We start from the raw sequence: 26,496 nt of genomic DNA on the forward strand, positions 1-26,496 counted from the left end.
GGGAGGTGTGGTGGAGGTCGCCGACCCACGCAACTCGCTTCCTGCGGGACGGGTCGCACCGTTCGCCGCCTTCGTCGCCGGCATCCTGGCGGTCGCCGCGCTGACCGCCGCCGTTCCACTCGCGACGCTCCCCGGCGAGTTGCCCGACCTGCCGGTGGCGTTCTGGACGATGGCCGCGCTCGCTGTGGTCTGCGACGCGCGCCCGTTCGTGCCACCGGGGCGCCGGCAGACGTCGGCGGTGTTCCCGTCCACCTGCTTCACCTTCGCGATCCTGCTCGGCTGGGGTCTCGGCCCGGCGGTGGTGGTGCAGGCGGTGGGCGTGGTCGTCTCGGGTTGGCGGATGCGGCACGCCGCGTGGCGCACGGCCTTCAACGTTGGCCAGTACGTGTGTGCCCTCGCCGCCGCGTACGGGGTGATCCAGCTCGGCTCGGGCACCATCTTCTCCGGCGGGCGCTCGCACTGGACCGACGTGGCCGCCGTCGGCGGTGCCGCGTTGGCCTGGTTCGTCGTCAACTACGGGTTGGTCAGCTGGGCGGTGCGGCTGCGTTTCGGGGACCGGTGGTGGCCCACCCTCCGCCAGGGCCTCGGCTTCGAGTTGCTCTCCACCGGCTCGCTGCTGCTGCTCGCCCCGGTGCTGGTCGCGGCGGCGCGGGTCAGCGCCGCGCTGATCCCGCTGGTGCTGGTGCCGCTCTTCGCCGTCTACCGGATGGCGCGGTTGACCAACGAACAGCAGCACCTCGCCGCCGCTGACCCGCTGACCGGTCTGCCCAACCGCAAGGCGCTGCTGGCCGAGGTGGCCGAGCAGGTGCACCTGCACGCCGAGCGGACCGCCCGCGGCGAACCCGACGGGCAGCTCGCGCTCCTGCTGATCGACCTGGACCGTTTCAAGAACGTCAACGACGCCCTCGGCCACGCCGTGGGCGACCGGTTGCTGGTCGAGGTGAGCGCCCGGCTGACCGACATGCAGCCCCGACCGCAGATGATCGCCCGGCTCGGCGGTGACGAGTTCGCGATCGTGATGACCGGGCTGACCGACGTCGCTCAGGCGCGGGAGTTGGCCGACCGGGTGGTTCAGGCGTTGGCCGAGCCGGTGCCGCTCGACGGGCTGCCGTTGGACGTGGGCGGGTCGATCGGAATCGCCTTCTTCCCTGAGCACGGCGAGGACTTCGCCACCCTGATGCGCCACGCCGACGTGGCGATGTACGACGCCAAGCACCGCAACGACACGGTGGCCGTGTACGCCCCGGAGTCCGACCACAACTCCGCCGAGCGACTCGGCCTCCTCGCCGACCTGCGGCGCGTACTGGAAGCCAGCCCGTCGACCGAGTTGCCTGCGGAAGTCGAAGCGGCAGCCCAGGAGGAGGACGCGCAGCCGGACGGCAACGGTCGGCACAGCGGGCCGAGCGACGCCGAGCGGACTGCCGACGTACCCCTTGTCGCGTCGGCGGAGGTGCGCGGCGGTGACGGGGCGGCGCTGCCCACCGGCGCGCCGGCCGAGGGCGCGCTGCCCACCGCGGCGTCGGACCGGTCCGCGCCAGCGGCGGACCCGGCGGCGGCGGTCGCCACAGCACGGCTGGGAGCTGCCCGATGGTGGGCCCGCCGTCGGCACACCGACGCCGACCTGGTGCACTCCGATGAGCTGATCAACCGGATCGCCACCGGAGCCGACCCGATCCGGGGCCGCAACGCCCGTGCCACTGTCGCCGGCACCCGTTCCGGCTCGGCTCGGGAGCGGCGCGCCGGGGGCGGGATCGGCCGGCGGTCCCCGAACGGGAGCGCGGTGGGCAGGGGTCGCACCGGGGCGCGGCGGGACGTCGGGCCGGGTACACCCGGGCAGCCGCTCGAACCGACCGGGTGGGCACACGCGGACGAGGAGCCGGCCGACGACGCCGGGGAAATCACCATGTACTACCAGCCGCAGATCGCCATCGCGACCGGCGAGGTGGTCGGGGTCGAAGCGCTGCTGCGGTGGCGGCACCCCCGTCGGGGCATGGTCGACCCGGAGGAACTGATTCGGGTCGCCGAGCAGAGCGCCGTGATGCGACTGCTCACCCGTCGTGTCGTCGACGACGTGGTGGAGCAGCTCGCCAAGTGGTCGGCGGCCGGCATCGGCCTTCGCGCGGCGCTGAACGTGAGCGTCCGTGACCTGCACACCGGCGAGATCGCCGACCAGATCGCCGACCGGCTGGCCCGCTACGGGGTGCCGGCCGAGCGGCTTCAGGTCGAGATCACCGAAGGCGCGTTGATGGCCGACCCGCGACGGGTGCTGGCCACCATCTCCCGGCTGCACCGGATCGGGGTGGCCATCGCGCTCGACGACTTCGGCACCGGCTACTCCTCGCTCCAGCACCTGCGCCGGTTGCCGCTGTCCGAGGTGAAGGTGGACAGGTCGTTCGTTCTCGGCATGGCCGACGACACCGACGACGCGGCGATCGTCCGGTCGATGATCGAGCTGGCCGGCGCGCTGGGGCTGCGTGTGGTGGCCGAGGGTGTCGAGGACGAACGGACCTGGCGGATGCTGCACGCCGCCGGCTGCGACGCCGCGCAGGGCTGGTTCTACGCCCGGCCGATGCCGGCCGAGGAGTTGGTCACCTGGCTGACCCGGTACCGGCCGGTCCGCCCGACCGGCGGGCACCCGCAGCCGGATGCCGCTCGCCGCCCCACCCGTTGACCCCGCGCGAGGGCCGCTGGAGGGGGAGTCGGGGACGCGGCACCGGAGCGGAACAATAGACTCGCTCCGGTCACCGCGTGTCACGCTCCACCCGTCGCGCGGCCGGCACACCGCCCGACCAGCAGGAATTCAGAAGGGGGCACGGATGGCCGCCATCTCCCGCGAGGAGGTCGCGCACCTGGCGCGCCTGTCGCGGCTCGCCGTCACCGAGGAGGAGCTGGACACGTTCGCCGGCCAGCTCGACGTGATCCTCCAGGCGGTCGCCCAGGTCGGCGAGGTCGCCGCCGCGGACATCCCGCCGACCTCGCACTCGGTGCCGCTGACAAACGTCTTCCGCGAGGACGTCGTCACGCCGTGCCTGACCCCGGAGGAAGCGCTGTCGGGCGCGCCCGACGCCGAGGACCAGCGGTTCCGCGTACCGCGGATCCTGACCGAGGATGTGGCCTCATGAGCGAGCGGCAGCGGAGTGACGGCATGAGCGATCTCATTGGTATGACCGCGACGGAGATCGCGGCCCTGGTGGCTGGGGGCGAGACGTCCGCAGTCGAGGTGACCCAGGCGCACCTGGATCGGATCGCCGCGGTCGACGACCGGGTGCACGCCTTCCTGCATGTCGACACCGAGGGTGCGCTCGCCGCTGCCCGCGCGGTGGACGAGCGCCGGGCCGCCGGCGAGGAGTTGGGCCCGCTCGCGGGTGTGCCGGTCGCGGTCAAGGACGTGCTCGCCACCCGGGGCATTCCGACCACCGTGGGGTCGAAGATCCTGGAGGGCTGGCGCCCGCCGTACGACGCGACGATCGTGCAGCGGCTGCGGGAGGCCGGCACGGTGATGCTCGGCAAGACCAACATGGACGAGTTCGCGATGGGCTCGTCCACCGAATACTCGGCGTACGGTCCGACGCACAACCCGTGGGACCTGAGCCGGATCCCCGGTGGTTCGGGTGGTGGCAGCGCTGCCGCGTTGGCCGCGTACGAGGCGCCGCTGGCGATCGGCTCGGACACCGGCGGCTCGATCCGTCAGCCCGGCGCGGTCACCGGCACCGTGGGCGCGAAGCCCACCTACGGCGGCACGTCCCGGTACGGGCTGGTGGCCTTCTCCTCGTCGCTGGACACTCCGGGCCCGTGCGCCCGCAACGTGCTCGACGCGGCCCTGCTGCACCAGGTGATCGGCGGGCACGACCCGCGTGACTCCACCTCCATCCCGCAGCCGGTGCCGGACGTGGTGGCGGCGGCGAAGCTCGGCGCTACGGGTGACCTGACCGGTGTGCGGCTGGGCATCGTGAGCGAGTTCGTGGGCGAGGGTGCCGAGCCGGGCGTGATGGCCGCGTTCCGTGAGTCGGTGGACGCGCTGACCAAGATGGGTGCCGAGGTCGTCGAGGTGTCCTGCCCGACGTTCGCGTACGCCCTGCCGGCGTACTACCTGATCGCCCCGAGCGAGTGTTCCTCCAACCTGGCCCGGTTCGACGGTGTCCGGTTCGGCCTGCGGGTCGGCGACGACGGCAACCGGTCGCTGGAGGAGGTCATGTCGCTGACCCGCGAGGCCGGCTTCGGTCCGGAGGTCAAGCGCCGCATCATGATCGGCACGTACGCGCTGTCGTCGGGTTACTACGACGCGTACTACGGGCAGGCGCAGAAGGTCCGGACCCTGATCACCCGGGACTTCACTGCCGCGTTCGAGCGGGTCGACGCGCTGATCTCGCCGACCACCCCGTCGGTGGCGTTCCCGATGGGTGCGCGGACCGCCGACCCGTACCAGATGTACCTGGCCGACCTTTACACGATTCCGACGAACCTGTACGGCGGGCCGGGCATCTCGGTGCCGTGTGGGCTCTCCGAGGGGCTGCCGGTCGGTCTGCAGGTGATGGCCCCGACGATGGCCGACGACCGGATGTACCGGGTCGCCGCCGCGTTGGAGTCGGCGATCGGCACGTTCACCCCGCCGGCGCTGTAGGCACGAACGGGGCCGAGGCGGGTCGGGACGGGCGGTTCACGCCGGTCCGTGACCCGCCTCGGCTGTTTCGGCGGTTGGCGGACCGGCGAGGTAGCGGCGGGCCCGTTGGGTGGTGCGCCAGTGCTGGTAGAGCACCACCGCCCAGACCACCGCGCCCAGTCCGGACGTCCAGCGGGCGGACGTGCGGTCGGTGCTGATGGCGTTCAGCATCTGCAACGCCAGGACAGCACCGAGGGCCCAGAACACCCACCGTCGACGTACCTGCCGCTCAGCCTCCTTGCGGGCCAGTGCGTCGATCTGCGGGTCAGTGCTCGACCCATCGCGCAGTGCCGCCTTCACCCGCCGACGGCTGGCCGGGTCGGCGCCGTCGGACACAGAAGAGTTTCTCGTCATCCATGCGTTGATCAGCAGGATGACTGCGACGCCCAGCGTCGCAGTCACCAGGAGGAGCAGCAGCCGGATCAGCGGGTCGCCGGCATCCCGTTTCCCGTCGGAGATCAGCATCCCGATGGCGAACGTGGCGGGGACGGTGGCCGCCAACAGCACCACCGCGGCCCTGGTCATCCGGCTTGAGCGCCGCCGGGCCTCCATGACCGGCCGGGCCTGCACTCCTGACTCTCTCCCCGTATTCGTCATCGCCGTTCCCTACCCCGCCGCCGACGACGCCACGCGCCCGTGACGAAACCCGCCCGAGGATTGATCGGACAACCCCATTAGGCTGGACAGGTTCTGTCCGGATCGCGCCTGGAGCGTCTCATGACCACGACACTGCCCGCGTACGACGAGGTCGTTGCGCGCTTCGAACCGGTGATCGGCCTGGAGACCCACGTCGAGCTGGGCACGAACACCAAGATGTGGTGCGGTTGCCCGACCGACTTCGGCGGCGAGCCGAACACCCGGGTCTGCCCGGTGTGCCTGGGCCTGCCCGGGTCGCTGCCGGTGGCCAACAAGGCGGCCATCGAGGCGATCATCCGGATCGGCCTGGCGTTGAACTGCTCGATCGCCGAGTGGTGCCGGTTCGCCCGGAAGAACTACTTCTACCCGGACATGCCGAAGAACTTCCAGATCAGCCAGTACGACGAGCCGATCTGCGTCGACGGTTACCTGGACGTCGAGGTGGGCGGCGAGACGGTGCGGATCGAGATCGAGCGGGTGCACCTCGAGGAGGACACCGGCAAGACGCTGCACGTCGGCGGCGCCACCGGCCGCATCCACGGGGCGACGGAGTCGCTCGTCGACTACAACCGGGCCGGCATTCCGCTGGTCGAGATCGTCACCAAGCCGATCACGGGCACCGGTGCGCTCGCCCCCGAGGTGGCCAAGGCGTACGTCGCCGAGCTGCGGGACGTGATCCGCACCCTGGGCGTCTCCGACGTGCGGATGGAGGAGGGTTCGCTGCGGTGCGACGTGAACACCTCGCTCAACCTGCCGGGCGCGGAGTGGGGCACCCGCACCGAGACGAAGAACGTCAACTCGCTGCGGTCGGTGGAGCGGGCGGTCCGTTCGGAGATGCTGCGGCAGGCGTCGGTGCTGGACGCGGGCGGCCGGATCACCCAGGAGACGCGTCACTTCCACGAGGACACCGGTGACACCACCCCGGGTCGCTCGAAGGAGACGGCCACCGACTACCGGTACTTCCCCGAGCCGGATCTGGTGCCGATCGCCCCGGACCCGGCCTGGGTCGCCGAGCTGAAGGCCGCTCTGCCGGAGCTGCCCCGGGTGCACCGGCGTCGCCTCCAGGAGCAGTGGGGCCTTTCGGACCTGGACATGCAGTCGGTGTTGAACGCTGGCGCGGTCGAGCTGATCGAGGCCACCGTTGCTGCCGGCACCACCCCGGCGGCGGCCCGCAAGTGGTGGCTGGGTGAGCTGTCCCGCCGGGCCAACGAGAGCGGTGTGGAGCTGGGCGAGATCGGTGCCACCCCCGCGCAGGTCGCCGAGCTTCAGGGTCTGGTCGACGCCGGCAAGCTGAACGACAAGATGGCCCGCACGGTGTTGGAGGGCGTGGTCGACGGTGAGGGTTCGCCCACCGAGATCATGACCAGCCGGGGCCTGGAGGTCGTGTCGGACACGGGCGCGCTCACCGCCGCCGTTGACGAGGCGATCGCCGCGAACCCCGGCATCGCCGACAAGATCCGCAGCGGCAAGGTCGCGGCGGTCGGCGCGCTGGTCGGCGCGGTCATGAAGACCACCCGTGGTCAGGCCGACGCGAAGACGCTGCGTGAGCTGATCCTGGAGCGCCTCGGCGTCCAGGGCTGAGAGACCCGCCCGGAGGAGGCCGCCGCCGTGACCCGGCGGCGGCCTTCCGCCACCCCCTGCCGACTGAGCGGCCACCCCGCACCCCTCGCGAGGGCGTCAACGGCGACGCCTGGATGGAGCCACAGTGACCCAGCATGACCTCGATGTCCTCGACGAGATCCAGCGGCGGGTGCTCTGGCTCGCCACCCGGATCGTGGACGCCGCCAATCATGACCGGGCCACCGGCGACGGTGTGAAGGTCGGCGGCCATCAGGCGTCCAGCGCCTCGCTGGTCACGGCGATGACAGCGCTCTGGTTCGCGCACCTGGACGCCGAGGACCGGGTCGCCGTGAAGCCGCACGCGTCTCCGGTGTTCCACGCCATCCAGTACCTGCTCGGCAACCTGGACCGCTCCTACCTGCCCCGGCTGCGGGCCCGCGGCGGCCTCCAGTCGTACCCGTCGCGCACCAAGGACCCGGACGCTGTGGACTTCTCCACCGGGTCGGTCGGCCTGGGCGCTGCCGCGCCGCTCTTCGCCGCCGCCACCCGGCGGTACGTCGACGCGCACTTCGGGGCCCGCCCGCACTCCCGGTTCGTGGCGCTGATCGGCGACGCCGAGCTGGACGAGGGAAACATCTGGGAGGCGGTGGCCGACCCGGCGACCACCGGGCTGGGCAACGTCATGTGGCTCGTCGACTTCAACCGCCAGTCGCTGGACCGGGTGGTCCCCGGCATCCGGATCAACCAGTGGCGGGGCCAGTTCGAGGCGGCCGGCTGGCACGTTGTGGAGGTCAAGTACGGCCGTAAGCTCGCCGAGGCGTACGCCCGGCCGGGCGGTGAGGCGCTGCGCGACTGGATCGACGCGATGCCGAACGAGCAGTACCAGTCGCTGTTCGGGCTGGCCGGTCCGGCGTTGCGCAAGCAGTTCCTGGACGGCGCGCCGACCGGGATCGCCGAGCTGATCGCCGGCATCGACGACGAGGACCTCGGCCCGCTCGTCACCGACCTGGGCGGGCACGACCTTCAGGCGATGCTCGACGCGTACGCCCAGTGCGACGCGGTCACCGACCGGCCCAGCGTCGTCTTCGCGTACACGGTGAAGGGTTGGGGGTTGCCCATCGCCGGCAACCCGCGCAACCATTCCGCGTTGCTCAGCTCGGAGCAGGTCGACACGCTGCGCGCAGCGCAGGGGTTGACCGCCGAGACCGAGTGGGACCGCCTCGACCCGGCGTCACCCGCCGGGATCCAGGCCGGCGCCCGCCGGGAGGCGCTGTCCCGTGCGCCGCGCGAGCGTGCGCTGGGGGTCACCGTCCCGGAAAGCACAGGAGTACGCGCAACCAAGCCGATCTCCACCCAGGAGGTTTTCGGTCGGGTGCTGGTGGACCTGGCGCGCGACCGGGAGGTGGGCCGCTACCTGGTCACCACAGCCCCGGACGTGGCAACCTCCACCAACCTCGCCGGGTTCATCAACAAGACCGGAGTGTTCGCCCCCACCGAGCAGCGTTCCTGGACCGAGGACCGGATGCTGCGCTGGACCGAGAGCCCCGCTGGGCAGCACATCGAGCTGGGCATCTCGGAGATGAACCTGTTCCTGCTGCTCGGTCAGCTCGGGCTGTCCTGGGACCTGTCCGGGCAGCCGCTGCTACCGGTGGGCACCGTCTACGACCCGTTCGTGCTGCGCGGCCTGGACGCGTTCCTGTACGGCACGTACTCCGGCTCGCGGTTCGTGGTGGCCGGCACGCCGTCCGGCATCACCCTCGCCCCGGAGGGCGGCGCCCACCAGTCCACGATCACCGCGTCGGTCGGCCTGGAGCTGCCCGGGGTGACCTTCATCGAGCCGGCGTACGCGGCCACCCTCGACTGGCTGCTCTGCGACGCGCTCGGCCAGATCGCCGGTGGGTCGGCACCGGCCGCCACCGCCGCACCTGCCGAGGACGGCGCGTACTACTTCCGGTTGAGCACCCGACCACTGGACCAGACGCCGTTCGAGGCGGCCCGGGCGCGGCTCGGCGACGCGGTGCTGCGCCGGCAGGTCGTCGCCGGGGCGTACCGGCTGGTCGACGCGCACCAGGCGTACCCGCACCTGGTCGACGCCCCGGTGGTGCAGCTGGCCGCCTCCGGCGCGGTGCTGCCCGAGGTGCTGGCCGCCGCTGCGGAGCTGGCCGACGAGGGCGTCGCCGCGCACGTGGTGGACGTGACCTCGCTGGACCGGCTCTACCGGGCCTGGCAGCGCACCCTTCGCCAGGGCGTGCGGACGGCCACGGTGCCCAGCGTGCCGGGCGCGTTGCGGTCCGCGTTCGCCGATCGGGTGCCGGTGGTGTCGGTGCACGACGCCGCGTCGCACGCGATGGCCTGGCTCGGTTCGGCGGTCGGCGCACCGGCGGTGCCGCTCGGTGTGGACGAGTTCGGCCAGTCCGGCAGCGTCGCCGAGCTGTACGAACTGCACGACCTGCTGCCCGGCAGCATCGTCAACGCCGCCCTGGCCGCCATCGCCCTGCGCTGACCGGCCGGCCCGCTGGCGGGCGTCGGCGTCGGCTCAGCCGGTCGGGGTGGGCGTGGGTGTGGCGGGGACGCCGCCGCTCAGCGTCGGTGTGGGCGTGGGTGTGGCGGGGACGCCGGCGGTCGGGTTCTCCACCAGGCGTCGTTCCAGGTTGACCTGGGCCTGCCCGGTGCCGCCGACGGTGATGGTGTCGTACGCCTGGAGCAGCTTCTGCTGGTCGAAGTAGAGCACGCTCATCGACAGCGGGGTGGGCTTCTCGCCCTCCAGGCCACGCAGCCCGGCGCCGCCGGTGGAGCCCTCCACCATCAGCGTGGTGGGCTGCTGCCCGGGCGCCTGCGGCAGCTCGGAGACCTGCCGGGAGTGGGTGTGCCCGGCCAGCACCAACGGGCACGTGCCGGCGAGCGGCCCGGCCGACGCGGGGTCGTGCACCAGCGCGATGTTGACCGGTCGCGGTGAGCTGCGGACCGTCGCAGCGAGCTGGTTGCCCGCTCCGATCACCTGGTCGGCCACCTGCTGGGTCAACCCGCTGCCGGCCGGGGAGGTGTTCTTGTCCGGGGTGAAGCGCGGGTCGCCGATGCCGGCGATGGTCAGCCCGGCGACGGTCGTCGTCGTGTTGTTCAGCACGATCGCGTTCGGCTGACGGGCCACCGCGGCGGCGGTCTTGCCGGAGTCGTGGTTGCCCCGGATGAAGACGTACGGCTTCTTCAGCAGGCCGATCGAGGCCACGAAGGAGGCTTCCGGTTCGCTGCCCCAGTCGGTGATGTCCCCGGTGTCGATCACCACGTCGATGCCGAACTGCTCCACGACCGTCCGGATCAGCTGCCAGCCGGTCGGGTTGAGGTGCATGTCGGAGACGTGCAGCACCCGGGTGGTGCCCGGGGTCGGCTCCAACAGCGGAAGCGCCGACACAGTGGTGTAGAGCTGGCTGACGTTGCCGACCAGGCGCTGCAACTGCTCCGCGTACTTGGTGTAGTCGTTGGCGATCCGGCGGGCGTCACCGACGATGGCCGGCGCGTTGACCAGCAGCCCCTCGTAGCGCGGTTCCTCGATGGCCTGCGGGCGAAGGGTGGCCGCCGCCGTGCCGAGGCTGCTGGCGGTGACCAGCAGCGCCAACCCTCCCGCCCAGGCGGTCCGCCGGACGTCGCGGAAGATCAGCCCGGCCAGGATCAACGTGACGAGCACCGACGCGCCGAGGGTACGCAGACCGAGGCGCATCACCCCGGAGCGGACGTCCTCCACCGCGCTCTGGCTGGCCCGGCTGATGCTGGCGGGATCGTCGATCAGCGCCTCGGTGCGCCCCTGGTCGAGGGCGCCCAGCCGGACGGTGAGATGGGTCGGCCCGTCGTGGCTGTCGAGCAGCAGCGCGCCGAGCGGCGGGATGTCGACGGTGGTGCCGCCGTCCCGGGCGGGGGAGATGCTGAGATTGGCCCGGAACGGGCCGATGTCGGTGCTCACCTGGCCACCGGCGAGCACCCCGAGCACCGCCCCGGCCAGGGCCACGGCGAGGACGGCGACGATCAGCCCGAGGCGACGCAGCGGGCCGGCCGCTCCGACCCACCAACCGGTAGGGCGTGGCCGATCGTCGCCGGTCACCGGGTCGTCCCGGTCATCGGCGTCGTCGTGCCGCTCGTCGCGTTGCCCGCCATGCTGAGAGTCTGACCTGCCCGTCGGAAGATCTTGGCAAACCTGAACGGATGGTGACGCAATCAGCTGCGTCCGCCGTCACCACCCGCGAAGACCACCCGCAGGAGCCGGTCGTCGTCGCCCGCCGGGTCGCCCCGGCCGTCGTGGTTGGAGGTGCTCACCCAGAGCGACCCGTCCGGTGCCGCGGCCACCGCACGCAGCCGACCGTAGCGGTTGGTGAGCAGCTCACTGGGCTTTCCGAGCAGGGTGCCGGTGTCGGTCAGCTCCATCACCCAGAGGCGCTTGCCGCGCAGACAGCCGGTGACCAGCAGCCGGTCCGTGGCGGCCAGGCCGGAGCAGGACGCATCCGACGTCGCCCACTGCACGATCGGGTCGGTGAACCGCTTGTCGCCGGCCTGACCCTCGACCTCCGGCCAGCCGTAGTTGCCGCCCTTGGTGATCTGGTTGATCTCGTCCCAGGTGTTCTGGCCGAACTCGACGGCGTACATCCGCTTCGCGGCGTCCCAGGCGAAACCCTGGACGTTGCGGTGCCCCAGGGACCAGACCGGGGAGTTGGGGTACGGGTTGCCGGCGGCGGGCTTGCCGTCCGGGGTGATTCGCAGGATCTTGCCGCCGAGGCTCTTCACGTCCTGCGAGAGGGGGCGCTGGCCGGCGTCACCGGTGCTGACGTAGAGCTGCTTGTCCGGGCCGAAGCCGAGCCCTCCGCCGTTGTGCACATTGGCTTTGGGGATGCCGGTGAGGATCGGGGTGGGCTGCCCGCCGAGTTGCAGTCGGGCGACCCGGTTGTCCCGTTCGGCGGTGTAGTAGACGAACACCGTCCGGTCCCGGGCGTAGTCGGGGGAGACGGCGATGCCGAGCAGGCCACCCTCGCCCGCCGCGGCCACGTCGGGGATCGTCTGCACCGGGCGGACCCGCAGCCCGTCCGGCCCGGACTCGGGCCCGACCTGGAGGATCCGGCCGTTGTCCCGTTCGGTGACCAGCGCGCCGCCGTCCGGGAGGAAGGCGATCGCCCACGGCACCCGCAGCCCCTTGGCGAGCACCGTCGCGACCGCCTGCTGGCCGGCGCCACCGGGGCCCGCCGACGCGGACGGGGTGGGCAGGTTGGGCGGTTCGCCGGCCGGGTCGGGCTCCGGCTCACCGAAACTGCAACCGGCGGTGAACAGCAGCGCCGCGCAGGACGCCGCGAGGGCCACCCGGAGGCGGCGGATGCGAGGGTACGGGGGACGGGCGCTCACCCGGCCCAGGGTAGCCCGCCGCGCGACCCGGCCGGGCCCGTCGAGATGCAACGGATGCCGATGGGCCCGCCCGATGAGCCCCGGTGGGCCACTCACCGAGCCCGCAGGGCCAGCAGCGCGGTGTCGTCCTCACGGTGCTGGATCGAGGCGAGCAGCAGGTCGCACAGGTCGTCGAGGGGCAGCTTGTCGGTGTCGGACAGCCGGCCCGCCAACTCTGCCAACCCCTCGTCGATCGAGCGGTCCCGCCGTTCGATCAGCCCGTCGGTGTAGAGCAGCAGGGTGTCGCCGGTGGCCAGGCTGCTGCTGTGGCTGCTCCGCGGCGACGGACGGGCCAGGCCGAGCAGCGGCTCCGGTGTGCCCTGGAGGACCTCGACCGCCCCGCCGGAGCGGACCACCAGGGCCGGCGGGTGCCCCGCGTTGGACCAGGTCATCTCGTGCGCACCGGCGCGCTGCGGACAGATCCGCACCAGCGTCGCGGTGGCGGCGATCGGCAGCCGCAGGCCACGGATCGCGCCGTCCAGGTTGCTCATCAGCACTCCGACCGCGTCCGGCCGACCGAAGGCGTCGCCCCGCACCAGGTTGCGTAGCTGGCCCATTGTCGCTGCCGCCTCGATGTCGTGCCCGGCCACGTCCCCGATCGCCGCGATCACGTCGCCGTCGGGCTGCACGAAGGTGTCGTACCAGTCACCGCCCACCTCCACCCGGTCGGCCGCCGGCTGGTAGCGGGCCGCCAGCTCCAGCTCCGCCACCACCGGCAGCCGGGGCAGCATGCTGTGTTGCAGGACCTCGGCGACGTGCCGCTGCTCGCCGTACATCGAGCTGTTGCCGACGGCCTGGCCGGCCCGGCGGCCGATGTCCACTGCGGTGAGCAGGTCGCGGTCGTCGAACGGCTGACGCTGGCCGTCGTTGACGAGCGTGATCGCCCCCAGCACCGTGCCGCCGGCGGCCCGCACCGGCACGCTCAGGTAGGAGGCGATGCCCAGGCGCTGCGCGATCAGTGTCATCTCCGGGTTGGTGCTGCCCCTCGTGACGTCGGCCAGCGACGCCACGCTGCCGAGCCGGGGCTGGCCGGTCCGGAGCACCGCCCGGATGACCGACTCGGCGCTCAGCCCGCTGCCCAGCAGCTCGCCGAACCGGTCGATGTCCGCCGTGCGGGCCGGGTCCCGGTGCACCGACACCACCTCGCGGGGCAGGCCGGTCGGCCCGATCAGGGTGAGCAGGCACCAGTCGGCGAGCAACGGCACCATGGTGGCGGCGAGCCGGCGCAGCGCGGTGCCCACGTCCAGGGTGCCGGCCAACGTCTCGCTCACCCCGGCCAGCAGCTCCAGCCGCTCGTGTGCCTGCACGGCCCGCCGCTGCGCCTCCTGTGCGCCGTCGAGCGCGATCCGCAGCCGCAGCTCCGACGAGCAGGCGGCGGCAAGGTCGGCCAGGGTCCGCAGCTGCGCTGCCGTCCAGGCGCGGGGCTTGCTGTCGATGGCGCAGAGCGAGCCGAGCACCCGGCCGGAGAGGTCGGTCAGCGGCATTCCCGCGTACGCGACCACGCCGAGGTCGTCGATGGCCAGGTTGTCCCGGACGCGGGGGTAGAGCCGGGCGTCCGGCAGCACCATCGGGGCCTCGATGTCCACCACGTGCTGGCAGAACGAGTGGCTCAACGGAGTCTGCCGCCGCTGCGACCAAGGGTCGGGCAACCCGACAGCGCCCGGAAAGAACTGTCGGTCGGCGGAGACCAGGGAGACCAACGCGACAGGCACGTCCAACAGGTCGCTGACCAGCCGGGCGAACCTGTCGAACGCCTCGTCCGGGGTGGCGTCGAGCCCGGTGTCGGCGAGCGCGCGCAACCGATCCGGATCGCCGAGCGCCGCGGGTGGGGCGATCGAACGCCGGTTGGTGGCGGGGGAGCCGTCGGTCATCGTGCACCTGTCTGCCGGGCGGAGGCGGACCCGCCCTCCGACCCTTTCTTATACCTCGCACGGGCCCGTGCCGAACATCGGTGTGCTGAGTCTCGCCCGTCCCGGCCTCGTGCGCCACAGTCCGGCATACCCGTTCGCCGCCGTGCCCGCACCAGCCGCCGCGTCGGGGACTATCGTCGGCGGACGTGAAGGTATGGATTCCGCACCAGGCCGGCCTGAACCTCCTGGGCGAGCTGCCCGCGAGCGTGACGGTGGAGGTCTTCGAGCACACCGACCGGATGCCGTCCGGGCCGGCCGACGTCCGCTTCTGGGTGCCGCCGTTCCTGGGTGGCTCGGACGGGACGGCGGTGCTGCGGGAGCTGCCCGACCTGGCGGTGGTGCAGTTGCTCTCCGCCGGGGCGGACGCCTGGGCCGGCCGGACACCGCCTGCGGTGACGCTCTGCGATGCCCGGGGCGTGCACGACCCGTCCACCGCCGAGTGGGTCGTCACCGCGATCCTCACCCAGTTGCGGGCGTTCCCGGCGTTCGTCCGGGCGCAGGCCGAGCGGCGCTGGACGTTCGCGGAGAACACCCCGACCGACGAGCTGACCGGCAAGCGGGTGCTCATCGTCGGGGCCGGCTCGATCGGCGCGGCCGTGCGCGACCGGCTCGCCCCGTTCGACGTGAGCTTCACCCTTGTCGCCAGGTCGGCCCGCCCGGAGCAGGGGGTGCACGCCGTGGAGGAGCTGCCCCGGCTGCTGCCCGACGCGGACGTGGTGGTGGTGATCGTGCCGCTCACCGACCAGACCCGTGGCCTGATCGACGAGAAGTTCCTGGCCGCGATGCCCGATGGGGCGCTGCTGGTCAACGCTGCCCGGGGCCCGGTGGCGCACACCGAGGCGCTCGTCGCCGAGCTGGGGACCGGTCGGATCTCGGCGGCGTTGGACGTCACCGACCCGGAGCCGCTGCCCGCCGACTCGCCGCTCTGGGTCATGCCGAACGTGCTTCTCACCCCGCACGTCGGCGGGTCGGTGCGCGGGTTGTTGCCACGGGCCTACCGACTGGTGGGCGATCAGGTCCGCCGGTTCGCCGCCGGGCAACCGCTGATCAACACGGTGGTCGACGGCTACTGACCGGGGGTCTCCGCCGCAGCGTCCGGCAGCGTTTGGCCGGTCGCCGCGACCAGTCGGGGCAGATCCGCTCCTCGGACGGCCGGCAGGGTGACCTGGTGGCCGTCGTCGAGCCGGGCCACCGCGCGCCCGCGCTGGTCGGTGGTCAGCTCGAGGACCTGCTCCCAGTCGATCCGACGCTGCCCGACCAGCGCCCGGATGCGCAGCTCCCGCGCGTCGGCGTCGGTGCCGGCCCGCCAGGCCCACACCGCGACGGCGAGCGGGACGAGCAGCACCGGCAGCAGGTAGTCCCGGGCGTTGGCCAGTGGCAGGGCGCCGACGAAGGCGATGATCGCGGCCACCAGGATGGCTTGGTTGTACCGGAAGCGGACCGTGTCGGGCTTACTCACCCTCCGATGATCCCACTCCGGGTTGTTTCGGCTCGCGGCGGGCGGTGCCGGCAGCGTGCGGTACGCCGTACAGTGACACAGGTCTTTGTCTCCCCTGAGTGACCGGCAAGTAACCAATTCGGCCGTCCATCGTTGCCAATCGTGGGTAGCGGACTCGCAACGTCCGATGTCCCGCACCGCCGCACCGCCCCCGTGCCCCCTCACGAAGGCGACCGCCGTGCTCCTCGCGTACCCGTTCCGCGTTATCGTCCCCCGCCGTGCGGCACCGGAGGCCGCCACGTCCGTGGCGGTGGCGCTGCTCCTTCTCGCCGGCTCCGTCGACCTGGTCCCGCCCTCCGTGGTGATCGCGTTGGCCGCCGGCGCCGGCGCCACGCTCGCGGGCCTTCGACTGTCCCGGCTGGCCGCCCGGCGCGGCACCGATCCGACACCGCGTGCGGCGGGGGTGCTGCTCGACGCGGCGGTGGTGGCGGCGGGCCTCACCGCCGTCGTGTTGCCGCTGGCCGGCATCGGGCACGCCGTCGCCGTGCTGATCGGGTCGCTGGTCGTGGCGGCCCTCTCGACGGCCGGTCTGCACCGGCTCCCCGGCCGATCCCGGGCGGCGGCCCCGGTCCGGTTGCGGTGGCTGGTCGAGTCGACCGGCCCGGCCGTCGGTCTGGCTCTCGCCGGCTGGTTGCTGCTGCCCCCCGACGGCCCACCGGCCCCGGTCCGGCTGGTCGCCGCTTTGACGCTCGGCGGGTTGGGCATGGCCGCGTTGAACGCGTTCGCGGGGCCACGACGGCGCTCGGGTGCCGCGGTCTGCCGGGGTGGCGTGCTGCTCACACTGGGTGGGCTGGTGCTGCTGGCCACGTTGCCGGCCGCGCCGGCCGGTCGGGTGGCGCTGCTGGCCGTACCCCCATTGGTGTTCGGGATGTTGCTCGTCGCCGTCGGCGCTGCGGATGCGGCTGACGACACGGAGCCGGTGGAGCCGGTCGCAGCGGCCTGGCCCCGGTCGGTGCTCCCCGCGGCGGTGCTGCTGCTGGCATCGGGTCTGCACCTGAGCGCCGGCCGCGCACCGGACCAGACGAGCGTGCTGTTGGCCCTGGCGGCGGTGCCGCCCCTGGTGCTGCGCGAGCTGCTGCGCGCCGGTGACGCGTCCAGGTCCGTCCGGCGGGCCGCTCATCGGCGACCGGCCGGCCGTTCGCTGCGGCACCGCCGTGGGGTGCCGGCACGCTGGCCGGACAAGCCGGAGCCGCTGCCCGAGCAGGCCCTCGGCGTCCCGGAGGGCGCAGCCACCGCCACGGGCGTCGGCTCCACCTGGTCGCCTGACCACAGTTCCGCGTGGTCGGGGCTCAACCGGCCAGCCGCGTCGGCGGGCGGCACCCCCGGTGACCGGGTCGCCCTGCTGGACGCCCTGGCCGCGATCGGTGACGTTCCGGCGCCGGCCGGTGCGCTGCTGCTCGTGGACCTGCACGGCACCGAGGGGTTCGGCCCGACGGCCCGGGAGGACGTGCTGGCCGAGGCGGTGCACCGGGCCCGTGCGGTCATCGCACCCGACGACCTGGTCACCGGTTGCACGGCAACCGGCTTCGCGGTGGTCACGGCCGCCGGCCCGGTGCTGGCGTACGCGCTGGGCACCCGACTGTTGAGCGCGCTCGACCCGCCCTACCGGCTGGCCGGCGCGATGCTGCGCGTGCAGACGAGCATCGGGTTGGCCGAGGTGAGCGGCGCCGGGCCGGCGGACGTGCTCCGGCAGGCCGAGCTGGCCCGGCGACGGGCAGTGCAACTGGGCCGGGGCCGGGTGGAGTGGTACGACGCGTTCCTGGAGGAACAGCTGGTGCGTCGGCTCGACCTGGAACGCGAGCTGCCCGGTGCGGTGGCGCGCGGGGAGCTGGACCTCGTCTACCAGCCGGTGGTCGACCTGGCCGACGGGCAGCCGGTGGGCGCGGAGGCGCTGTTGCGGTGGCGCAGCCCGGTGCTCGGCACTGTGCTCCCGGCCGAGTTGCTGCCGGTCGCCGAGGACCTGGACCTGGTCGGCGAGTTGGAGTGGTGGGTGCTGGACCGGGCCTGCCGGCAGTTGTCCAACTGGTCGGTGGGCGTCCGGGAGCTGTGGATGGCCGTCAACGTCACCACCCGGGAGCTGACCACTCCCGACTTCGTCCAGCGGCTCGCGGCCGTGCTGGCCGCGTACGGGGTGCCGCCGGAGCGACTGGTGGTGGAGGTGAGCGAGCCGAGGGTCGCCGGTGACCTGTCGACGGTGGTGGCTCGACTGGCCGGGCTGCGGTCGCTGGGCGTGCGCACCGCGTTGGACGACTTCCGGGCCGAGCACGCCTCGCTGGCCCAGCTTCGCCGCCTGCCGATCGACCTGCTCAAGGTGGGCCCGGAGTTGGTGGGCGCACGGCCGGACGGGCAACCGCCGCTGATCGACGTGGTGGTCAACGTGGGCGAACGGTTGGGCGTCGAGATCGTCGCCGAGGAGTTGGAGTCGTCGACGGAGGTCGAGGGCGCGCGCCGGGGCGGTTGCCGGTACGGGCAGGGGTTCGCGCTGTCCCGGCCGGCGACTGCCGAGCGGGTCGAGGCGTACTTCGAGGAATTTCCCTCAGCGTCCCGCTGAACCGGTTCATCTCCCTCGCGGCGGTGCGGTGCTGCCACGCGGCGTGAGGTGGGGTGTCTCGTCCTGCACCCGCCCGGCCGGTTGCCCGGCGACGACGGCGAGCAGTTGCCGGGCGGCGTGCGCGCCGTACGCCGGGATGTCCCGGCCCAGCGCGGTCAGCGGCGGGTGCACCAGCCGACACAGCGGCGAGTCGTCCCAGGCCACGATGGACAGGTCGCCGGGCACGGTGAGGCCCATCTCCTGAGCGACGGAGAGCCCGGCGATGGCCATCACGTCGTTGTCGTAGACGACAGCTGTGGGCCGGCCGGCCGAACTGAGCAACCGGCGGGTGGCCCGGCCGCCCTCCTCGCCGGTGTAGTCGGACCAGACGGTGACCGCGTCGACCAGGCCGAGCCGCTGGCAGACCGCCGCGAAGGCGTCGGTGCGGATCTCGGTGTGCCGCAGCTCGGGCAGACCGGCGACCCGGGCGATCCGGCGATGCCCGAGCGCGGCCAGGTACTCCACCGTCTCGGTCAGCGCGGCGGCGTCGTCGGACCAGAGACTCGCCAGCTCACCGGTGCCGCCGGGACCGCCGATCACCACCGCCGGCAGTTGCAGCTGTTCGAGTGCGGGGATGCGACGGTCGTCGGTGCGCAGGTCGCAGACGAGCACCCCGTCCACCCGTCGTTCGCCCCACCAACGCCGGTAGACCGCGATCTCGGCGTCCGGGTCGGCCACCACCTGGAGGGTCAGCGCGTACGAGCGGGCGGAGAGTTCGGCCTCGACGCCACTGATCAGCGCCATGAAGAACGGCTCGACGCCGAGGGTCCGCGCCGGGCGGCACAGGGCCAGGCCGACAGCACCGGCGGTGGCGGCCGAGAGGGCGCGGGCGGCGCTGCTGCGGCTGAAGCCGATCTCCGTGGCGATGGCGAGGATTCGCTGCCGGGTGGCCTCGGAGACGCCGGGCTGCCCGTTGAGCGCGTACGACACGGCGCCCTTGGACACCCCGGCGCGTTGGGCGACGTCGGCGATGGTCGGCCGCTTCACCGGCGTGCTCCTTCGCTCTCTGGCCGTTGACAGCCCCGATTCCGGACCGTAGCGTGGCTCAGCTTATCCGGTTCAGTTGGCATCTTTCGATGCGGGAAGGTGCAGTGACATCGTGAGTCGACAGGCACTCTACGACGGTTGGACGGTGCGGGCGGCCCCCGGAGCGCAGGTGCCCGAGGAGGTCGCCGGCCGGTCGGTGCCGGCGACAGTGCCGGGCTGCGTGCACACCGATCTACTCGACGCCGGGCTGATCCCCGACCCGTACCTCGACGACAACGAGGTGGCGCTGGCCTGGATCGGGCGCACCGACTGGGTCTACCAGACCACATTCGTCCACCGGGCGGGCGACGAGGAGCGCCTCGACCTGGTCTGCGCCGGCCTGGACACCGTCGCCACGCTCACCGTCAACGGGGTGGAGGTCGGCCGGACCGCGAACATGCACCGCGGCTACCGGTTCGACGTGCGACCGTTGCTGCGCGACGGCAACAACGACCTGGTCGTCACGTTCGACTCCGCGTACCGCTACGCCGAGGCACAGCAGGAACGGCTCGGCGACCGGCCGAACGCCTACCCGGAGCCCTTCCACTTCATCCGCAAGATGGCCTGCAACTTCGGCTGGGACTGGGGGCCGACACTGGTCACCGCCGGCATCTGGCAGGAGATCAGCCTGCACGCCTGGTCGACCGCTCGACTGGCCACCGTCCGTCCGCTGGTCACCATGGACGGTCGCGACGGCCGGGTGGAGGTGCACGTCGAGGTCGAGCGTGTCGCGGACGTCCCGCTGACCGTCCGCGCCGCCGTGGCCGGCGTCCACGCCGAGGTGGTCGTCCCGGCCGGGCAGCGCACGGCCGTGCTCACCCTCACCGTCCGCGATCCCGCGCTGTGGTGGCCCCGGGGGTACGGCGAGCAGGCCCGCCACCCGATCGCTGTGACACTGCACGCACCGGACGGCGACACAGTGGACAGCTGGTCGCACCGCCTCGGCTTCCGCTCGGTACGGCTGGACACCACCCCCGACGCGCACGGCACCCCGTTCGCGTTGTCGGTCAACGACGTCCCGGTCTTCGTCCGTGGGGTCAACTGGATCCCGGACGACGCTTTCCCCACCCGGATCACCCGGGCCCGGTTGGCCGAGCGCTTCGACCAGGCGGTCGCGGCCAACGTCAACCTGTTGCGGGTCTGGGGCGGCGGCCGGTACGAGTCGGCGGACTTCTACGACCTCGCCGACGAGCGCGGCCTGCTCGTCCAGCAGGACTTCCTCTTCGCCTGCGCCGCGTACCCGGAGGAGGAGCCGTTCGGCACCGAGGTCGCCGCCGAGGCCGCCGAGCAGGTGACCCGGCTCGCGCCGTACCCGTCGCTGGTGCTCTGGACCGGCAACAACGAGAACATCTGGGGCTGGCACGACTGGGACTGGCAGCAGGCCCTCGCCGGGCGCACCTGGGGGCGCGGCTACTACCTCGACGTGCTGCCCAGGATCGTCGGCGAGCTGGACCCGACCCGCCCGTACTGGCCGGGCAGCCCCTGGTCGGGCAGCGAGGCGCTCCACCCCAACGACCCGGCGCACGGCACCACCCACATCTGGGACGTGTGGAACACCGACGACTACACCAGATACCGGGAGTACGTCCCGCGCTTCGTCGCCGAATTCGGCTACCAGGCCCCACCGGCGTACGCGACGCTGCGCCGTGCGTTGAGCGACGAACCCCTGGCCCACGACTCACCGGGCATGGCGCACCACCAGAAGGCGGCCGGCGGAGACGCCAAGCTCCAGCGCGGCCTCGACGCGCACCTGCCCACCCCGGCCGACTTCGACGACTGGCACTACCTGACACAGCTCAACCAGGCCCGCGCGATCCAGCTCGGGGTGGAGCACTTCCGCTCCCACCGGGACGTCTGCGCCGGCACCATCGTCTGGCAGCTCAACGACTGCTGGCCGGTGACCTCCTGGTCGGCCGTCGACGGCGACGGCCGCCGCAAACCCCTGTGGTACGCGCTGCGCCACGCGTACGCCGACCGGCTGCTCACCGTGCAACCCCGTGACGGCGGCCTGGCCCTGGTGGCGGTCAACGAGACCGCCGAGGCGTGGGCCGTACCGGCCGCGGTCACCCGGTTCACGCTCACCGGGGAGCCGAGGGCGAAGACCTCGGTCGACCTCGACGTCCCGGCGTACTCCTCGGTGGTGCTGCCGCTGCCGGCGGACCTGGCGCGGCCGGAGGATGCCCGGCGCGAGTTGCTGGTCGCGGAGTCCGGTGGCACCGCGGAGCGCGCCCTGTGGTTCTTCGCCGAGGACAGGGAGGTGGACTGGCCGGCGGCGGCCTGGGACGCGACGGTCGAGCCGGTCGACGGTGGGCAGCGGGTCCGGGTCACGGCTCGCACCGTGCTACGCGATCTGACGCTGTTCGCGGACCGCCTCGACGGCGCGGCCACGGTGGACACGGCCCTGGTCACGCTGCTGCCCGGCGAGTCGACGACGTTCACCGTGCACGTGGATCGGTCGCTGGACCCCGCCGCACTGACCGCACGCCCGGTGCTGCGCTGCGTCAACGACATCGCGTCGAGTCAGCTCACGGTCCCATGATCATGCTCAATCGATGAAGTAGTGGGCTCGCACGGCTGCGGAGGCCGCTGCTTCCCGATGTCGGGTTGCGTGGCCGCTGGGTGTCACTGGTGCCGGGTGCCTGAGGTGGCCGGGAGGTAAGGGCTCGTCGATTGTCCTTTGCTCTGCACCCGCGGACGCGACGGTTACGGTCTGCGACTGGTGCTTATCGGGGTGCAGAGCAAAGGGGGCGGGGGTAGCCTGTGCCCCCTCACCAAGCCCAGGCAGTAATCGGGGAGCCAATGATCACCGACCATGTCCGGGACGCGGCGGCGACGGCGTTCGTCTTCGGCTTCTTCGCCATCAGTTGGTTCGGTTGGGCGCAGGAGGCGCCGCCGAAGCGGTGGCGGCCAGTGCTCATCGCCGGGTCGGTTCTTTCCCTGCTCACGGCAGCCGCCGGGGCCCTGCTCGCCTGGCGTCACTGGTCGGACGGTACGGCCTTCGACGCCGACACCAGCCCTACCTTCGGCATCGTCGTCGGCATCGAGTTCGGCGTCGCCGCGGTCGGTGCGGGACTGCTCGCAATGCTGCGGCGCAATGAGCTGGCCGCCCCCTGGATCGCCCTCGTCGTGGGCGTGCACCTTTTCCCGGTTGCGGCGCTGATCGACTATCCGTTGATTCATCTGGTTGCCGTGCTCGTCACCGTGGTGGCCCTCGCGGCGGTGCCGGTGGCCCGGGCCCGCGTCGTGGCGGTGAGCGCGGTGGTCGGGCTCGGCACCGGCGGAGTGCTCCTGGTCGCCGCGGTGTCCTCGCTGCTCATCGCTGTGTTGGGCTACTGAGCGGTCGCCGGCGAACCGGGGTGACATCGCGGCGCTTGCCCCTCGGCTGACACCCGCGAGCGGTGGGCCTGAAGGTGACTCCTCCAGGTCCGCCGCTCGTCGGAACGCGCTGTGGGTCAGGGGCGGGCGGCGGCGAGCACCTGGCCGACCAGGGCGCCCGAGGTGCCCGAACGCTCGTACTCGGGCCGGTTCAGGCTGCCACCCATCAGGGGCGCCGGGTTGCGGTGCACGGCCGGGCTGTCCGAGCTGACCAGGGCCGCGAAGTGGTACTCGTCGGCGCCGGTCGCCTCGACGATCCGGGCGATGTTGCGCGGGGTGATGCCACCGCCCGGCATGACGACGATCCGGCCGGCGGCCCGGCGCACCAGGTCGGCGATGAGCGGAGCACCCTCCAGCACGCTGACCTCCTGACCCGAGGTGAGCACCCGGTGAACACCCAGCTCGATCAGTTGCTCCAGCGCCGCCTGCGGGTCACGGGTCATGTCGAACGCCCGGTGGAAGGTGATGCTGGCGTCGCCCGCCGCGGCGATCAGCCGGCGGGTGGTCGGCACGTCGACGTCACCCTCGGCGGTCAACGCGCCGATCACGATGCCGTGCGCGCCGGCCGCCACGGCGGCCCGGACGTCCCGCTCCATGGCCTCGATCTCGAACGGCGAGTAGATGAAGTCGCCGGCTCGGGGACGGACGATCACGTGTACCCGAATCCGGCTGACCGCGCGCATTGTCGTCTCGATGGTGCCCAGGCTGGGGGTCAGCCCGCCGTCGAAGAGCGCGGAGCACAACTCCACCCGGTCGGCGCCGGCCTCCTCGGCGGCGACCGCTCCCTCGACGCTGTCGATGCAGATCTCGAATGTGTTCATGATTCTTCCTTTTCCGTGCGAGGCGATGCCGCTTCGGTCCGAGACGATGCTGTGGCCCAGTCGATGACGGCCGTGACGGCACCGACGGGTACGCCGCCGCCGAGCACCGGCACCTGGCGCAGCGCGTCGGCTCCACCCACCGGTACGCCCACGGCGTCGAGGGCGGCGAGGGCGATTGCGGTGGTGGCTCGGGGCGAACCGTCGATCGCCTTCACCGCCACCGCGTGACCATCCGGTGCGGCCACCGCGAGCACGCCTTCGGCCCCACCCTTGGCGAGGACGCCGGGCAGCGCCCGCATCAGGTCGGTGTTCGGGTGCCCGTTCCAGCCGCCGACGTACTCCGGGTGTTGGCGCATGGCCTGCGCGACCAGCGCCTCGTCGCTGCCGGCGGGCGCGGTGACCAACGCCTGGAAGGTGCGGGCCAGGCCGGTCAGCGACAGGCCGAACAGCGGTGCACCGCAGCCGTCGACAGCGTGGTGCGCGACCGGCGTGCCGGCCAGCCGGGCGACGGCGGCGGCGGTTTCCCGCTGGAGCGGGTGGTCGGGGTCGAGGTAGTCGTGGGTGCTCCAGGACCTGGCGACGCAGGCGACGAGCATCGCGGCGTGCTTGCCGGAGCAGTTCATCCGGATCCGGTCGCGCTGTCCGTCGGCGCGGATCAGCCGGTCCCGGGTCGGTTCGTCCTCCGGCCAGTCCACCGGGCAGCCGAGCGCGTCCTCGCTCAGGCCGGCCCCGGCCAGCATCGCCCGAACCACCTCGACGTGCCGGTCGTCGCCGGTGTGACTGCCGGCGGCGACGGCCAGCGCCGGGCCGGTCAGCTCGTCGCCAGCAGCGATCCGGCAGGCCAGTGCCTGCACCGGCTTGAGGGTGGAGCGGGGCAGCACCGGCTCGTCGGGTACGCCGGCGGCGAGGGCGACAGCCCCGTCCGGGGCGAGCACCACGACGCTGCCGTAGTGCTGGCTCTCCACGAAGCCGTTACGCACGACCCGGGCCAGTTCGGCGTAGCGGAAGATGCTCACCGGGGGGTGTTCCCTTCGAGGAGTGGCGGGGGCAACTCGGCGGTCCGCCGGCCGCGCCGTCCGCCGAAGCGGCCGTTACGGGCCTGGAGTACGCGGGCGAACTTCGACAGCGAGGCGTTGACCACCAGGTAGATCAGCGCCACCACCAGGAACGTCTGGATCAGCAGGTGGGTGTACGAGGAGAGCACCTGCCCGCTGTAGAGCAGCTCGGTGTAGCTGACCACGAAGCCGAGCGAGGTGTCCTTGAGCAGCCCGACCAGCTGGCTGACCAGGGACGGGGCGAGTTGGAGCAGCGCCTGCGGCAGGACCACCAGGGCCATCACCTGGCCGCGGCGCAGCCCGACCGCGAGGCCGGCCTCGGTCTGCCCCCGGTCCAGCGCCAGGATGCCGGACCGGAAGATCTCCGCGAACGCCGCCGAGTTGGAGACCACCAGCGGCACCACGAGCTTCCAGAACAGCGGGAAGTTCAGCCCGTACTGCGGCAGCGCGAACAGCGTCACGTAGATCAGCAGCAGGGTGGGGACGGTCCGGAAGATCTCCACGTACGCGCCGGCCAGCCAGCGCAGCGGTCGATGCGTCGACAGCCGGCCGAGCGCCAGCAACAGCCCGAGCGCGGCGCTCAGCACGGCGGTCGCGGCGGCGGCGCGCAGCGTGGCCCACAGGCCGTTGAGCAGGTACCGCCAGATGGGCCGGGTGGTGAACGGCTCCCACCGGGCGGCGGCCAACTCGCCGTGGCTGGCGAACTGGTAGACCGCCGCGACCAGGGCACCGGCCAGGACGACGGCGCCCAGCACTGTGGCGATCCGGATCCGCCGTTGGGCGCGCGGGCCGGGTTCGTCGAAGAGGATCTGTTGCGTCTTGTTCATCGGACGATCGCCAGCCTTCGTTCGAGCAGGCCGGTGACCTGACCGATGATCAGCGCCAGCAGCATGTAGGCGAGGCCGGCGCCGGTGAAGACGGCGATCGGTTGAGCCTCGACCAGGTTCACGGTGTTGGCCGCCTGGGTCAGCTCGACCACGCCGACGGCGGCGGCCAGCGAGGTGTTCATCAGCAGCGCGATGCAGATGTTGCCGATCGGCTGGATCACCGCCCGGAGTCCCTGCGGCAGGATCACGTGCCGCAGGGACTGGCCGAAGGTGAGCCCGATGGCTCGGGCCGCCTCAGCCTGGCCCACACCGACCGTGTTGATCCCGGCTCGGATCGCCTCGGCCAGGTACGCCCCCTCGTACACCGCGATGACGATCGCGGCGGAGGTGAACAGCGGGAACGTGATGCCGATCGTCGGCAACGCGAACACGAAGAGCACCAGTAGCGCCAGCAGCGGCAGGTTCTGGAACACCTCCACGTACGCGGTGCCGATGGCGCGCAGCAGCGGGACGGGGGCGATCCGCAGAGTGGCCACGACGATGCCCAGCAGCATCGCGCCGACGGTGGTCACGACGGTCAGTTCGACCGTCGTGACCAGGCCGTGGCCAAGCTCGCTCAGGTGGGCGGTGAGGGCTTCCATCGGTACGAGAGGCTGCTCAGGAGCCGTCGGCGGAACCGAGGGCGGGCGGGGTGGGCGCCCCACCCTCCACCACCGAGCCGAGGGTGCCCTCCCAGACCTTCGCCCACGTGCCGTCGGCCTGGATTTTCTTCAGCCAGTTGTTGACGAACTCCTTGAACTGCGCGTCCTCCTTGTTGAGGCCGATGCCGTAGGCCTCGGTGGTGAACGGTTCGCCCACCACCTTCATCCCCGGGTTCGCCTTGGCGCCCGAGGCGAGCAGCGTGAAGTCCTGCACGTACGCGTCGCCGCGCTTCTGCAGCAGCGCCTGCAAGGCCTGCGGGTCGGTGCCGAAGGCGATCTGCTTCGAGCCGGGCGCGGCGGTGGGCAGCGCGGTGACGGCGGGTGTGTTCGCCCCGACGATCACGGTCTTGCCGGCGAGGTCCTTGACGCCCTTGATCGTGGTGTCGTCCTTGCGGACCCCGACCGCGAGGCCGGAGGTG

General features: G+C 72.4%; 20 protein-coding genes. 9 read left to right on the plus strand and 11 right to left on the minus strand.

Annotated elements, in window-relative coordinates; all coding sequences use genetic code 11:
* The first annotated feature begins 10 nt into the window (after nt 1-10).
* From ABZ749_RS01315 to gatA, 3 genes are all read left to right on the plus strand, one after another.
* A complete protein-coding gene (locus ABZ749_RS01315) occupies nt 11-2,671 on the plus strand; it encodes a bifunctional diguanylate cyclase/phosphodiesterase (RefSeq protein WP_357221560.1) in 2,661 nt (886 codons plus the stop codon).
* A gap of 145 nt (nt 2,672-2,816) precedes the next feature.
* Entirely contained in the window at nt 2,817-3,122 is a 306-nt protein-coding gene (gene gatC, locus ABZ749_RS01320) for an Asp-tRNA(Asn)/Glu-tRNA(Gln) amidotransferase subunit GatC (protein ID WP_354889995.1), read from the plus strand.
* 23 nt (nt 3,123-3,145) lie between these two features.
* The gene (gatA, locus tag ABZ749_RS01325) at nt 3,146-4,621 is read left to right on the plus strand and encodes an Asp-tRNA(Asn)/Glu-tRNA(Gln) amidotransferase subunit GatA (protein ID WP_124859764.1); all 1,476 of its coding nucleotides are present in this window, start codon (nt 3,146-3,148) and stop codon (nt 4,619-4,621) included.
* 36 nt (nt 4,622-4,657) lie between these two features.
* Here the strand turns inward: gatA and ABZ749_RS01330 are convergent, their stop codons facing one another.
* A complete protein-coding gene (locus ABZ749_RS01330) occupies nt 4,658-5,185 on the minus strand; it encodes a hypothetical protein (RefSeq protein ID WP_357221563.1) in 528 nt (175 codons plus the stop codon).
* A 192-nt stretch (nt 5,186-5,377) separates the two neighbouring features.
* On the opposite strand from ABZ749_RS01330, the gene gatB reads away from it, so the two are divergent.
* Both gatB and ABZ749_RS01340 read left to right on the plus strand, forming a co-directional pair.
* Nucleotides 5,378-6,877, plus strand: a complete 1,500-nt coding sequence (gene gatB / locus ABZ749_RS01335; protein WP_357221565.1) for an Asp-tRNA(Asn)/Glu-tRNA(Gln) amidotransferase subunit GatB — start codon at nt 5,378-5,380, stop codon at nt 6,875-6,877.
* A 124-nt stretch (nt 6,878-7,001) separates the two neighbouring features.
* Nucleotides 7,002-9,359 (plus strand): pyruvate dehydrogenase, encoded by a 2,358-nt coding sequence (locus tag ABZ749_RS01340; protein ID WP_357221568.1) that lies wholly within the window; start codon nt 7,002-7,004, stop codon nt 9,357-9,359.
* A gap of 33 nt (nt 9,360-9,392) precedes the next feature.
* Here the strand turns inward: ABZ749_RS01340 and ABZ749_RS01345 are convergent, their stop codons facing one another.
* The 3 genes from ABZ749_RS01345 to ABZ749_RS01355 form a co-directional block, all read right to left on the minus strand.
* On the minus strand, nt 9,393-10,949 hold the full coding sequence (locus ABZ749_RS01345) for a metallophosphoesterase (protein ID WP_357221571.1): 1,557 nt from the start codon (nt 10,947-10,949) through the stop codon (nt 9,393-9,395).
* Between the two features lie 113 nt (nt 10,950-11,062).
* Entirely contained in the window at nt 11,063-12,235 is a 1,173-nt protein-coding gene (locus tag ABZ749_RS01350; protein ID WP_357199581.1) for a PQQ-dependent sugar dehydrogenase, read from the minus strand.
* Between the two features lie 92 nt (nt 12,236-12,327).
* Entirely contained in the window at nt 12,328-14,145 is a 1,818-nt protein-coding gene (locus tag ABZ749_RS01355; protein ID WP_357221574.1) for a SpoIIE family protein phosphatase, read from the minus strand.
* Nucleotides 14,146-14,330: 185 nt separating this feature from the next.
* On the opposite strand from ABZ749_RS01355, the gene ABZ749_RS01360 reads away from it, so the two are divergent.
* Nucleotides 14,331-15,257 carry a 2-hydroxyacid dehydrogenase gene (locus ABZ749_RS01360; protein ID WP_357221577.1) on the plus strand — a complete coding sequence of 309 codons (927 nt, stop codon included), beginning with the start codon at nt 14,331-14,333 and terminating at the stop codon, nt 15,255-15,257.
* Here the strand turns inward: ABZ749_RS01360 and ABZ749_RS01365 are convergent.
* Nucleotides 15,251-15,643: a PH domain-containing protein gene (locus ABZ749_RS01365; protein ID WP_357221581.1), complete on the minus strand. Its 393-nt coding sequence runs from the start codon at nt 15,641-15,643 to the stop codon at nt 15,251-15,253. The genes ABZ749_RS01360 and ABZ749_RS01365 overlap by 7 nt on opposite strands.
* A gap of 217 nt (nt 15,644-15,860) precedes the next feature.
* Between ABZ749_RS01365 and ABZ749_RS01370 the strand changes: the two genes are divergently transcribed.
* Nucleotides 15,861-18,233, plus strand: coding sequence for a GGDEF domain-containing phosphodiesterase (locus tag ABZ749_RS01370; RefSeq protein ID WP_357221584.1), 2,373 nt, complete (start codon nt 15,861-15,863; stop codon nt 18,231-18,233).
* Between the two features lie 6 nt (nt 18,234-18,239).
* On the opposite strand, the gene ABZ749_RS01375 is transcribed toward ABZ749_RS01370, so the two are convergent.
* Nucleotides 18,240-19,259 (minus strand): LacI family DNA-binding transcriptional regulator, encoded by a 1,020-nt coding sequence (locus ABZ749_RS01375; RefSeq protein WP_357221587.1) that lies wholly within the window; start codon nt 19,257-19,259, stop codon nt 18,240-18,242.
* A 112-nt stretch (nt 19,260-19,371) separates the two neighbouring features.
* On the opposite strand from ABZ749_RS01375, the gene ABZ749_RS01380 reads away from it, so the two are divergent.
* Together ABZ749_RS01380 and ABZ749_RS01385 are read left to right on the plus strand one after the other, a co-directional pair.
* Nucleotides 19,372-21,837 (plus strand): glycoside hydrolase family 2 protein, encoded by a 2,466-nt coding sequence (locus ABZ749_RS01380; protein WP_357221590.1) that lies wholly within the window; start codon nt 19,372-19,374, stop codon nt 21,835-21,837.
* A gap of 260 nt (nt 21,838-22,097) precedes the next feature.
* Nucleotides 22,098-22,634, plus strand: coding sequence for a hypothetical protein (locus ABZ749_RS01385; protein ID WP_357221593.1), 537 nt, complete (start codon nt 22,098-22,100; stop codon nt 22,632-22,634).
* A 116-nt stretch (nt 22,635-22,750) separates the two neighbouring features.
* Here the strand turns inward: ABZ749_RS01385 and ABZ749_RS01390 are convergent, their stop codons facing one another.
* From ABZ749_RS01390 to ABZ749_RS01410, 5 genes are all read right to left on the minus strand, one after another.
* Nucleotides 22,751-23,494: a copper homeostasis protein CutC gene (locus tag ABZ749_RS01390; protein WP_357221596.1), complete on the minus strand. Its 744-nt coding sequence runs from the start codon at nt 23,492-23,494 to the stop codon at nt 22,751-22,753.
* Complete coding sequence (locus ABZ749_RS01395) at nt 23,491-24,510, minus strand: asparaginase (protein ID WP_357221599.1); 1,020 nt, start codon at nt 24,508-24,510, stop codon at nt 23,491-23,493. The genes ABZ749_RS01390 and ABZ749_RS01395 overlap by 4 nt, the downstream gene beginning before the upstream one ends.
* The gene (locus tag ABZ749_RS01400) at nt 24,507-25,376 is read right to left on the minus strand and encodes an amino acid ABC transporter permease (RefSeq protein ID WP_357221602.1); all 870 of its coding nucleotides are present in this window, start codon (nt 25,374-25,376) and stop codon (nt 24,507-24,509) included. Before ABZ749_RS01400 ends, ABZ749_RS01395 begins: the two co-directional genes overlap by 4 nt.
* Nucleotides 25,373-26,017: an amino acid ABC transporter permease gene (locus tag ABZ749_RS01405; protein WP_112582064.1), complete on the minus strand. Its 645-nt coding sequence runs from the start codon at nt 26,015-26,017 to the stop codon at nt 25,373-25,375. The genes ABZ749_RS01400 and ABZ749_RS01405 overlap by 4 nt, the downstream gene beginning before the upstream one ends.
* A 16-nt stretch (nt 26,018-26,033) precedes the next feature.
* Nucleotides 26,034-26,496: transporter substrate-binding domain-containing protein (locus tag ABZ749_RS01410; RefSeq protein ID WP_357221605.1), on the minus strand; the 463-nt coding region annotated here is incomplete at its 5' end.

Source organism: Micromonospora sp. NPDC047753, from assembly GCF_040642735.1.
Lineage (GTDB): Bacteria > Actinomycetota > Actinomycetes > Mycobacteriales > Micromonosporaceae > Micromonospora.

Excerpts from the sequence above, each read along its gene's own strand:
- ABZ749_RS01385 (WP_357221593.1), top strand. The coding sequence starts at position 22,098 with ATGATCACCGACCATGTCCGGGACGCGGCGGCGACGGCGTTCGTCTTC.
- ABZ749_RS01330 (WP_357221563.1), bottom strand. The coding sequence starts at position 5,185 with ATGACCAGGGCCGCGGTGGTGCTGTTGGCGGCCACCGTCCCCGCCACG.
- ABZ749_RS01405 (WP_112582064.1), bottom strand. The coding sequence starts at position 26,017 with ATGGAAGCCCTCACCGCCCACCTGAGCGAGCTTGGCCACGGCCTGGTC.
- gatC (WP_354889995.1), top strand. The coding sequence starts at position 2,817 with ATGGCCGCCATCTCCCGCGAGGAGGTCGCGCACCTGGCGCGCCTGTCG.
- ABZ749_RS01400 (WP_357221602.1), bottom strand. The coding sequence starts at position 25,376 with ATGAACAAGACGCAACAGATCCTCTTCGACGAACCCGGCCCGCGCGCC.
- gatB (WP_357221565.1), top strand. The coding sequence starts at position 5,378 with ATGACCACGACACTGCCCGCGTACGACGAGGTCGTTGCGCGCTTCGAA.
- ABZ749_RS01355 (WP_357221574.1), bottom strand. The coding sequence starts at position 14,145 with ATGACCGACGGCTCCCCCGCCACCAACCGGCGTTCGATCGCCCCACCC.
- ABZ749_RS01390 (WP_357221596.1), bottom strand. The coding sequence starts at position 23,494 with ATGAACACATTCGAGATCTGCATCGACAGCGTCGAGGGAGCGGTCGCC.
- gatA (WP_124859764.1), top strand. The coding sequence starts at position 3,146 with ATGAGCGATCTCATTGGTATGACCGCGACGGAGATCGCGGCCCTGGTG.